10 protein-coding genes are annotated in these 9,522 nt (G+C 70.4%); 5 read left to right on the plus strand and 5 right to left on the minus strand.

Annotated features, from left to right (window positions below; translation table 11 throughout):
• The first annotated feature begins 61 nt into the window (after window positions 1-61).
• Window positions 62-877, plus strand: a complete 816-nt coding sequence (locus tag O7R11_RS14730; protein ID WP_337998299.1) for a class I SAM-dependent methyltransferase — start codon at window positions 62-64, stop codon at window positions 875-877.
• Here O7R11_RS14730 and metW read toward each other — a convergent pair.
• Together metW and metX are read right to left on the minus strand one after the other, a co-directional pair.
• A complete protein-coding gene (gene metW / locus O7R11_RS14735; RefSeq protein WP_337998300.1) occupies window positions 813-1,442 on the minus strand; it encodes a methionine biosynthesis protein MetW in 630 nt (209 codons plus the stop codon). The genes O7R11_RS14730 and metW overlap by 65 nt on opposite strands.
• Complete coding sequence (gene metX, locus O7R11_RS14740) at window positions 1,442-2,635, minus strand: homoserine O-acetyltransferase MetX (RefSeq protein WP_337998301.1); 1,194 nt, start codon at window positions 2,633-2,635, stop codon at window positions 1,442-1,444. Before metX ends, metW begins: the two co-directional genes overlap by 1 nt.
• A 170-nt stretch (window positions 2,636-2,805) precedes the next feature.
• On the opposite strand from metX, the gene O7R11_RS14745 reads away from it, so the two are divergent.
• The 4 genes from O7R11_RS14745 (at window position 2,806) to O7R11_RS14760 (ending at window position 6,589) form a co-directional block, all read left to right on the plus strand.
• Window positions 2,806-3,684 (plus strand): chorismate mutase, encoded by an 879-nt coding sequence (locus tag O7R11_RS14745; protein WP_337998302.1) that lies wholly within the window; start codon window positions 2,806-2,808, stop codon window positions 3,682-3,684.
• Between the two features lie 68 nt (window positions 3,685-3,752).
• On the plus strand, window positions 3,753-4,850 hold the full coding sequence (hisC, locus tag O7R11_RS14750) for a histidinol-phosphate transaminase (protein WP_420792996.1): 1,098 nt from the start codon (window positions 3,753-3,755) through the stop codon (window positions 4,848-4,850).
• Entirely contained in the window at window positions 4,847-5,743 is an 897-nt protein-coding gene (locus O7R11_RS14755) for a prephenate/arogenate dehydrogenase family protein (RefSeq protein WP_337998304.1), read from the plus strand. Before hisC ends, O7R11_RS14755 begins: the two co-directional genes overlap by 4 nt.
• Before the next feature lie 45 nt (window positions 5,744-5,788).
• The gene (locus tag O7R11_RS14760; protein ID WP_337998305.1) at window positions 5,789-6,589 is read left to right on the plus strand and encodes a TrmH family RNA methyltransferase; all 801 of its coding nucleotides are present in this window, start codon (window positions 5,789-5,791) and stop codon (window positions 6,587-6,589) included.
• Between the two features lie 4 nt (window positions 6,590-6,593).
• Here the strand turns inward: O7R11_RS14760 and O7R11_RS14765 are convergent, their stop codons facing one another.
• The 3 genes from O7R11_RS14765 to O7R11_RS14775 all read right to left on the minus strand — a co-directional run.
• Window positions 6,594-7,781, minus strand: coding sequence for a DUF2125 domain-containing protein (locus O7R11_RS14765; protein WP_337998306.1), 1,188 nt, complete (start codon window positions 7,779-7,781; stop codon window positions 6,594-6,596).
• Between the two features lie 100 nt (window positions 7,782-7,881).
• Window positions 7,882-8,859, minus strand: coding sequence for an iron exporter MbfA (gene mbfA, locus O7R11_RS14770; RefSeq protein ID WP_337998307.1), 978 nt, complete (start codon window positions 8,857-8,859; stop codon window positions 7,882-7,884).
• Between the two features lie 162 nt (window positions 8,860-9,021).
• A partial coding sequence (locus tag O7R11_RS14775) for a methyl-accepting chemotaxis protein (protein WP_337998308.1) occupies window positions 9,022-9,522 on the minus strand: 501 nt, incomplete at its 5' end.

Here is a 9,522-nt window from a genome sequence, read left to right on the forward strand (position 1 = left end):
GCCGCAGCAAACCGCTATCATCGGGCCCTGCCGCGGCAAAAGGGGACGGAACGCACCGGCGATGTGGCCTCATGTCAGGGATTTCCGCGATTTCTATGCGACGACGGAGGGCCGTCTGGTGCGCCGCGTCCTGCACGCGCGCCTGCGCGAGGCGCTGGCCGACGTGCGCGGCAAGCGCATCCTCGCGGTGGGGTTCGGCACGCCGTTTCTGCGCGCCTTCCTTGCCGATGCGGGGCAGGTGGTGGCGGTGATGAGCGGCCGCACCGGCGCCATCGTCTGGCCGCGGCGGCAGCCCTGCCGCGTGGTCATCGCCGACGAGGCGGAACTGCCCTTCCCCGACCGTTCGTTCGACCGGGTGATCGTGGTGCACAGCCTGGAGTGGACGCCGAACCCGCACGCCATGCTGCGCGAGCTGTGGCGCACCCTGGCCGACGACGGCCGCCTCGTGGTGGTGGCTCCGAACCGCCGCAACATCTGGGCGCGGCTGGACCGCACGCCCTTCGGCCACGGCCGCCCCTACAGCCGCGGACAGTTGAACGCGCTGCTGCGCGAGGCGCTGTTCACGCCGTTGTGGAACGGCAGCGCGCTGATCGTGCCGCCGGGCGCCACCCGCGCCTCGGTGACCTTCGCCCGCCTGATGGAGACGCTCTTCGGGCGGTGGCTTGCGGGGGTGGCGGCGGTGACCATGGCGATCGCGGTGAAGCGGATCTACGGCGTCACCCCGGTGGGCAAGGCCGCGCCCGCGGTCTCCTTCGCCGAGGTGGTGAGCGGCTCGTCGCGTTCGAGCCGCGCGCACCCGCGCAAGGGCGCGCTTACTTTTCGAGGAGGAAGACCGCGTCCACCGCGAGCAGGTTCGCCCAGCGGCTGTCGGCGGTGAAGCGCTGCACCTCGCCCGCCGCGTCGAGCGCCAGGCTGTCCTTGACCCGCACCCCGAGGTCGCGGCAGAGGTCGGTGAAATCCCGGATCGTGCAGAAGTGGATGTTCGGGGTTTCGTACCACGAATAGGGCAGCAGGTCGTTCACCGGCATGCGGCCGTGCAGCAGGAGGTCGAGCCGGGTGCGCCAGTGGGCGAAATTCGGGAACGAGACGATGGCGTGGCGGCCGATGCGCAGCATCTGTTCCACCACCGCGCGCGGGTTGTGGGTGGCCTGTAGCGTCTTGCTGAGGATCACGTAGTCGAAGGCGCCGTCGGGATAGTCGGCGAGGTCGGTGTCGGCGTCGCCCTGGATCACCGCCAGCCCGCGCGCCACGGCGCGCTGCACCCCGGACATCGAAAGCTCCATGCCGCGGCCGTCGGCGTGGCGGCGCGCCTGTAGAAAGGCGAGCAGTTCGCCGTCGCCGCAGCCGACGTCGAGCACGCGGCTGCCGTCCTCGACCATCTCGGAGATGATCTTCAAGTCGATGCGGATGCCGGTGGCGGAGTGGTTGGCGGCGGCGGCCATCAGTCTTCCTCCGTGGCGAAGGAGAGGCCGCGGCGCTCCGCCATGCCGGCGAGGAAGCCCGCCACGGTGTCGTGGAATTCCGGCTCGTCGAGGAGGAAGGCGTCGTGCCCCTTGTCGGACTGCACCTCGACGAAGGAGACCGAGGCGGCGGCGGCGTTGAGCGCGCGCACGATCGCCTGGCTGTCGCGGGTGGGGAACAGCCAGTCGCTGGAGAACGACACCACGCAGAAATGCACCGGGGTGTGGCGGAAGGCGTGGGAGAGGTGGCCGTCGTGCTCGCCCGGCATGTCGAAGTAGTCCATGGCGCGGGTGATGTAGAGGTAGGAGTTGGCGTCGAAGCGCTCGACGAAGGTGGACCCCTGGTGGCGCAGGTAGCTCTCCACCTCGAAGTCGGCGTCGAAGCCGTAGCCGATCTTCTCGCGGTCCTGTAGCTTGCGCCCGAACTTCCGCGTCAGCGCCGTCTCGGAAAGATAGGTGATGTGCGCCGCCATGCGCGCCACCGCCAGGCCCTTGTGCGGGTTGCGGCCCTCCAGCAGGTAGCGCCCGCCGCACCATTCCGGGTCGGCCATGATCGCCTGGCGGCCCACCTCGTCGAAGGCGATGTTCTGCGCCGAGTAGCGGGCGCAGGTGGCCACCGGCAGCGCGCAGAACACCCGCTCGGGATAGCGCGACGCCCACTCCAGCACCTGCATGCCGCCCATCGAGCCGCCGATCGCGGCGAACGCCTGGGCGATGCCCAGATGGTCGAGGAGCTTCACCTGCACCCGCACCATGTCGGCCACGGTGATCACCGGGAAGCCGAGCATGTAGGGTTCGCCGGTGGCGGGGTCGGCGCTCTTCGGCCCGGTGGTGCCCATGCAGCCGCCGAGCACGTTGGAGCAGACGACGAAATAGCGGTCGGTGTCGATCACCCTGCCGGGGCCGATGAGGCTGCTCCACCAGCCGGACTTGCCGGTCACCGGGTGGGGCAGGGCGGCATAGTGGTCGCCGGTCAGCGCGTGGCAGACCACCACGGCGTTGGATTTTGCGGCGTTGAGGCGGCCGTAGGTTTGGTAGGCCACGTCCACCGGGCCGAAGCGCGCGCCGCTGTCGAGGGCGAGCGGCTCGGCGTCGTAGAGTCGCACCGAGGCTTCCACCGCGTTCAGGCGGCGGCGCAGGTCCTCTCCGGAGAGTGTGGCGTTCGTGCGCTTCATCGTTGGAATATGGTCCCGCGCCTTGGAAAAATCTTGCGAAAACGAGGGACACAGCTAAGTTGGTATGCCCTGCCTGTCAACGCCTAGTTTCGCGTTTTCCTGATCCGAGCATCGTGCCGGCGGCGGGGCCGCCCGAGCCGAAGGGCGGGTATGCGTGTTGGATAAAGCCCATGGCGAACGAAGAACCGGATCTGGCCGAACTGCGCCGCGAGGTCGATCGCATCGACGATGCGATGCACGACCTGTTGATGCAGCGCACCGAGCTCGCCCTGCGCATCGGCGCGGCGAAGCGCGACGAAACGGGGGCCGCGCCCGCGCATTTCGTGCCGACGCGGCCGGGGCGCGAGGCGCAGATCGTGCGCCGCCTGCTCGCGCGGCACCGCGGGCCCTTTCCGCCGGAGGTGCTGATCCGCCTGTGGCGCGAGGTGATCGGCACGCTGATGCGGGTGCAGGGGCCGTTCTGCGTGGCGGTGTTCATGCCCGAGCGCGGCTCCGGCTACCTCGAGATCGCGCACGACCACTACGGCTCGTACACCGAGACCGTGTCGTATCAGGTTTCCGGCCGGGTGCTGAAGGCGGTGGCCGAGGGCGCCGCCGCGGTGGCGGTGCTGCCGCTGCCCGGCGAAAGCGTTTCCGAGCCGTGGTGGCCCGCGCTGATCGGCGACGCCTCGCCGCGCATGCAGGTGATCGCGCGCCTGCCCTTCGCCGGGGTCGGCGCGGGGCGCGGCGGCGACATCGAGGCCTTCGCGGTGGCTCCGGTGGCTCCCGGGGAAACCGGCGAGGACCGTTCCCTCTTGGCGGTGGAGACCGTCTCCAGCGTCAGCCGCACCCAGGTTTCCACCAAGCTCGCCAACGCCGGGCTGAAGCTCTTGACCTATTGGGACGTCCGCTCCTTCGGGCCGGAGGCCAAGGTGCACCTGGTGGAGGTGGACGGCTTCGTCACCGATTCCGACCCGCGCGTGGTGCGCCTCGCCCACGGCAACGACGACTCCCTCCGATACGCCCGCTGCATCGGCGCTTATCCGACGCCCCTGCATTGCGCGCGCTGACGGCCCGCCGGGGGGCGCGTTTCAACCCCGGATTCCCTCTCAACGCCAAAACCTATGACTGAAAGCGAGTGAATAAGATGACGGCTCCTACTCCGCGTCCCGGCATTCTCGATATCCAGCCCTACCAGGGCGGTCGCAGCAAGCTGGACGGTGTGGCGCACGCCGCGAAGTTGTCCTCGAACGAGGGCGCTCTCGGCGCAAGCCCCCGTGCGCGCGCCGCCTATGCGGCGGTGGCGGGAGACCTGCATCGATACCCCGACGGCGCGTGCGAGGAGCTGCGCGCCGCGATCGGCAAGCGCTACGGCCTCGACCCGGCGCGCATCGTCTGCGGCTGCGGCTCGGACGAGCTGATCGGCCTTCTGGTGCATGCCTATGCCGGTCCGGGCGACGAGGTGCTCTACAGCCAGTACGGCTTCGCGATGTACCCGATCTACGCCAAGGGCAACGGCGCGGTGCCGGTCAAGGCGCCGGAAACCGACTTCACCACCGATGTCGATGCGGTGCTCGCGTCGGTGACGGAAAAGACCCGCATGGCGTTCATCGCCAATCCCAACAACCCGACCGGCACCCTGCTGCCCGCCGCGGAGATGAAGCGCCTGCGCGACGGCCTGCGCCCCGACATCGTGCTGGTGATCGACGCGGCCTATGCGGAGTTCGTCACCCGCAACGACTATTCCCCGGGGACCGAACTGGTGGACGCGGGCGAAAACACCGTGATGACCCGCACCTTCTCCAAGATCTACGGCCTCGGCGGCCTGCGCGTCGGCTGGTGCTATGCGCCCGCGGCGATCGCCGACGTGCTCAACCGCACCCGTTCGCCGTTCAACGTTTCGGCTGCGGCGCAGGCGGCGGCGGCGGCGGCGCTGGCGGACATGGAGTTCTTCGACCTCTGCCTCGCCCACAACGCCATGTGGCGGCCGTGGCTGACCGAGCAGATGCGCGCCCTCGGCCTCGGCGTCACCGAGTCCAACGGCAACTTCATCCTGGTGCACTTCCCCAAGGGGGACACCGCCGCGGCGCAGGCCGCGCTCGCGGAGGAAGAGGTGATCGTGCGTCCGGTGGCGGGCTACGGCCTGCCGGATGCGCTGCGCATCTCGATCGGCACCGAGGACGAGATGAAGCGCGTGGTTTCCGCGCTCGCCGCCTACAGGGAGGCGAAAGGATGAGCGCAACCTCACCCCAACCGATGTTCGGCACCGTCGCCTTCATCGGTATCGGGCTGATCGGCGCGTCGCTCGCGCTGGCGATGAAACGCCACGGCATGGCGGGGCGCATCCTCGCCGCGGCGCGGCGGCAGGAAACGCTGGATACCGCGTTGCGCCTCGGCATCGCCGATGACGCCTCGACCGACATCGCGGACGTGGTGAAGGACGCCGACCTGGTGATGGTGTGCACCCCGGTGGGCGTGTGCGGCGAGGTCGCCCGCGCCATCGCGCCCTTCCTCAAGCCCGGGGCGATCGTCTCCGACGTCGGCTCGGTGAAGGGCGCGGTGATCCGCGACATGAAGGCGGCTCTGCCGCCTTCCGTCGCCTTCGTTCCCGGGCACCCGCTCGCGGGCACCGAGTTCTCGGGGCCGGAGGCGGGCTTCGCGGAGCTGTTCGAAGGCCGCTGGTGCGTGCTCACGCCGCTGCCGGAAACGCCGCGCGCGGCGGTGGAGATCGTGGCGGAAATGTGGCGGAAAGCGGGCAGCAACGTGGACACCATGGACCCGGAGCACCACGACCAGGTCCTGGCGATCACCTCGCACCTGCCGCACCTCATCGCCTACACCATCGTCGGCACGGCGGTGGACCTCGGCACCGACATCAAGCAGGAGGTGATCAAGTATTCCGCCTCCGGCTTCCGCGACTTCACCCGCATCGCCGCCTCCGATCCGGTGATGTGGCGCGACGTCTTCCTCAACAACCGCGATGCGGTGCTCGACGTGCTGCAACGCTTCACCGAGGACCTCACCGCGCTGCAACGCGCCATCCGCCGCGGCGAGGGCGACACCCTGGAGCGCCACTTCACGCGCACCCGGGCGATCCGCCGCGGCATCATCGACGCCAAGCAGGCGTAAGGGGATCGGCGTCCGGGGCGGCCCGGACGCCGGTTTTTCACCGCGATGCCTCAGATCGTTCCCGTCTCCGACCCTGCCGACCCGCGCATCGAGGGCTTCCGCGCGGTGCGCGAGCGCGACCTCGTCGGCCGCGCCGGGATGTTCGTGGCGGAAGGCGAGGTGGTGCTGAAGACCCTGGCCGGGGGCCGCTCGCCGCACCGCCTGCACACCCTCCTCATCGCCGAAAAGCGCATCGCGGGCCTGATGCCGCTTCTGGCGGGGCTGCCGGAAGACGTGCCGGTCTATGCCGCGGCGCAGGCGGTGATGGACGCTGTCGCCGGCTTTTCCATCCACCGCGGCATTCTCGGCCTCGGCGTGCGCGCGCCGGAGCCGGACCTCGGTGCGGCGCTCGCGGCGCTGCCCGCGCGGGCCACGGTGGCGGTGTTCTCGGCGATCGCCAACCACGACAACATCGGCGGCCTGTTCCGCAATGCCGCGGCGTTCGGCGTGGACCTGGCGGTGCTGGATTCCGAGTGCTGCGACCCGCTCTACCGCAAGGCGATCCGCGTCTCGGTGGGGGCGGCGCTGACCGTGCCGACGGTGCGCGGCGGGCGCACCGGCGATATCCTCGAAGCCCTCGCCGCGGCGGGTTTCGGCCTGCTCGGCCTCAGCCCGCGGGGCGGGACGGCGCTGGCGGACTACGCGCGCGGCGCGCGGGTGGCCGCGGTGTTCGGCGCGGAGGGGCCGGGGCTTTCCGATGCGGTGCTGGCGCGCACCGCGTGCCTGCGCATCCCGATGGCGGCAGGCTTCGACTCCCTCAACGTCGCCACCGCGGCGGGGATCGTGCTGCACCACCTGATGCGCTGAAAGCCTACCTCTGGCGGACCACGCCGTCCTTGCCGATGTCGATGCCCGGCTGCATCACCTCCCGGCCGCCCGGGGTGAGGCGGCGCTTGGCGGCGGCGGCCTTGGGGATTTCCTTGGCCCAGGCGATCGGCGGCACCCGCACCAGCGCCAGCGGCCCGGCATAGACGATGCCGTCGCGCAGCGAGAGCGAGAGGTTGCCCGCGCCGGTCTGCGGCATCTGGCGGCCGATCACCAGGCGGGCGAGGGTGGCGTCGCTCTGGCGGATCAGCCCCGCCTCGTCGAGAACGTCCACCAGGGGAACGAAGCTCTGCACCCGCGCGACGAGGGAGACGGCGGGTTGCAGCGCCTCGTCGAGGACCAGCGTGCCGTATCCGGCGAAGGAGGCCTGTCCCCACTTCAGGGCGATGCGCTCCACCTCGACGCGGCCGCCCGCATCGCGCCAGATGGTGAGCGCGTCCTGCGCCTCGCCCTTGGGCATCGGGCCGATGAGCTTGGCCGCGAAGTCGAACCCGGCGAGATCGGGGCCGAGGGAACGGGTCGCGCCGTCGGGCCAGCGCAGGTTGCGCACCGAAAGGTCGAAGCGCGCGGTGGGCGGCGGCGCGGCGGCGTCGCCCGCGGCTGCGGCGGCGGGGACGGCGGGGTTGAGGACGAGGACCGCCTTGGTCTCTCCGGCGGTGAGCGGCGAGGCGAGCGCCGCGCCGCGCCAGTCCCCGGAAACCGCGAGATTCTGCGCGGTCAACGCCGCCTCGCGCAGCATGCCCGCGGAATCGAAGGAGAGGTCGAGGCGGGCGTCGCCGCCGGTCTTGCCGAGGCGGGTGGCGCGGCCGTTCCGCGCCATCGCGATCCGGCCGCCGTCGGGCAGGGTGAAGGAGAGGTGGCGCGGCGAGAAGATGCCGCCCTCGACGGTCAGCCGCGGCGCGGAGAAGGAAACCGCGTCGCCGCCGGCGCCGCTTTCCACCGAGACCGCCTCGAGCGCGGCGGTGAGGCGGAGAGGGAAGCCCGAGGGGCCGTCCAGCGTGTAGGCGACGGAAACCCCTTCGGCGCGCTGCGCCTCCGCCCACATTGCGATGCGTTCCTTGAGGTGGCTCGCGCCGTAGAACCAGAATGCGGTGTAGGAAGCGCCGATGGTGGCGAGCAGGGCGGGCGCGGCCATCATGGCGAACAGCGGGCCGAAGCGGAGACGGAACGGCATACGCGGATACCCCCTCTCAGCCGCGCCGTTCCCCGGGGGCGGCGCGCACGATCATTGCGGGCATGTTACCACGCCGCGGGGGCTGCGTCTGTGGCGCGCGTCACGCGCTGCCGATGAGGACGCCCGCGGCGAACACCAGGGCGCCGCCGAGCACCACCTGCATCGCGGCGCGGAAAAACGGCGTGTCCATGTAGCGCTTCTGGATCCAGGCGATCGCCCAGAGTTCGCAGAACACCAGGGTGAAGGCGATGGCGGTGGCGGTCCAGAAGTGCGGGATGATGTAGGGCAGCGCATGGCCGAGGCCGCCGAGCGTGGTCATCACGCCCGCGGCGATGCCGCGCTTGATCGGCGAGCCGCGGCCGGAGATGGTGCCGTCGTCGGAGGCGGTCTCGGTGAAGCCCATGGAAATTCCGGCGCCGATCGAGGCGGCGAGGCCGACGAGGAAGGTGGTCCAGGTGTTCTGGGTGGCGAACGCGGTGGCGAAGATCGGGGCCAGCGTGGAGACCGAGCCGTCCATCAGCCCGGCGAGGCCCGGCTGCACCCAGGTGAGCACGAACTGGCGGTGGGCCAGCGCGTCCTCCTCGGAGCGCACGTCCTCCGGCAGGTGCTTTTCCTCCAGCGCGGAGGAGAGCTTCATGTGCCCGGCCTCGGCGGCGGCGAGTTCGGTGAGCAGACGCCGGGTGTCGGCGTCGGTGACGCGCTTCGCCGCCTTGGCGTAGTAGGCGTGGGCGTTTTCCTCCATGCCGAGGATTTCCGAGCGGATGCGCGCGATGCCGAGGTTGCCGACCAGCCAGGTGGGGGTGCGGGCGTAGAACCCGGCGACGTGCTCGCGGCGGATCAGCGGGATGGTCTCGCCGAAGCGGGCCTTGTGCAGATCGATCAGGCGCTGGTGGTGGCGCATCTCCTCCGCCGCCATCGCGGTGAGCATCTCGGCGGTGGCGGGGAACTCGTCGCGCACCTGGGCGGCATAGGTCTGGTAGATGCGGGAGTCGTCCTCCTCGGAGGAGATCGCGAGCGCGAGGATTTCCTGTTCGTTGAGGTCGTTGAAGTGACGCCGTCCGCCGAAGTTGCCGAGCATGATACCCCTCCGTCCACCGCCGAATTGCGATTGCGGGAGATTAGCTCGATTCATTCCACGGTGCAAAGCCGCGTGCGTGTATTTTTGTGGAAATTCAAACTGGTCCGGCCAGAGCCGGAGGGGCGGCGCGCCGGGGGCGGCGGGGCCGCCCCCGGACGCGTTTCATGCGGCGCGGACGTTGTGCAGGAACTCATCGACCACCGCCTTGAGGGCGACGGACTCGCGGGACAGGGATTGCGCCGAGGCGAGCACCTGCCCCGAGGCCGCCCCGGTCTCCGTCGCTGCCTGGGTGACGCCGGAGATGTTGGCGGAGATTTCCGTGGTGCCGCTCGCCGCCTGCTGCACGTTGCGGGCGATCTCGGAGGTGGCGGCGGCCTGTTCCTGCACCGCGGAGGAGATGGTGGTGGTGATCTGCCGCACGTTGTCGATGCGGCCGGTGATGGTGTCGATCGCGGAGACCGCCTTTTCGGTTTCTGACTGCACCGTGCCGATCTGCGCGGTGATGTCCTCGGTCGCCTTGGCGGTCTGGTTGGCGAGGTTCTTCACCTCGTTCGCCACCACGGCGAAGCCCTTGCCCGCATCGCCGGCGCGCGCCGCCTCGATCGTGGCGTTGAGGGCGAGAAGGTTGGTCTGGTTGGCGATGTCGGTGATCAGGCCGATCAC

Origin of the sequence: Oleispirillum naphthae (assembly GCA_027864655.1) — a bacterium.
GTDB classification, from domain to species: Bacteria; Pseudomonadota; Alphaproteobacteria; order Rhodospirillales; family Rhodospirillaceae; genus Oleispirillum; species Oleispirillum naphthae.

What these genes read in the sequence shown, in the direction of transcription:
- O7R11_RS14730 (WP_337998299.1), top strand. Translation starts at nt 62, where the DNA reads ATGTGGCCTCATGTCAGGGATTTCCGCGATTTCTATGCGACGACGGAG.
- metW (WP_337998300.1), bottom strand. Translation starts at nt 1,442, where the DNA reads ATGGCCGCCGCCGCCAACCACTCCGCCACCGGCATCCGCATCGACTTG.
- metX (WP_337998301.1), bottom strand. Translation starts at nt 2,635, where the DNA reads ATGAAGCGCACGAACGCCACACTCTCCGGAGAGGACCTGCGCCGCCGC.
- O7R11_RS14745 (WP_337998302.1), top strand. Translation starts at nt 2,806, where the DNA reads ATGGCGAACGAAGAACCGGATCTGGCCGAACTGCGCCGCGAGGTCGAT.
- O7R11_RS14755 (WP_337998304.1), top strand. Translation starts at nt 4,847, where the DNA reads ATGAGCGCAACCTCACCCCAACCGATGTTCGGCACCGTCGCCTTCATC.
- O7R11_RS14760 (WP_337998305.1), top strand. Translation starts at nt 5,789, where the DNA reads ATGCCTCAGATCGTTCCCGTCTCCGACCCTGCCGACCCGCGCATCGAG.
- O7R11_RS14765 (WP_337998306.1), bottom strand. Translation starts at nt 7,781, where the DNA reads ATGCCGTTCCGTCTCCGCTTCGGCCCGCTGTTCGCCATGATGGCCGCG.
- mbfA (WP_337998307.1), bottom strand. Translation starts at nt 8,859, where the DNA reads ATGCTCGGCAACTTCGGCGGACGGCGTCACTTCAACGACCTCAACGAA.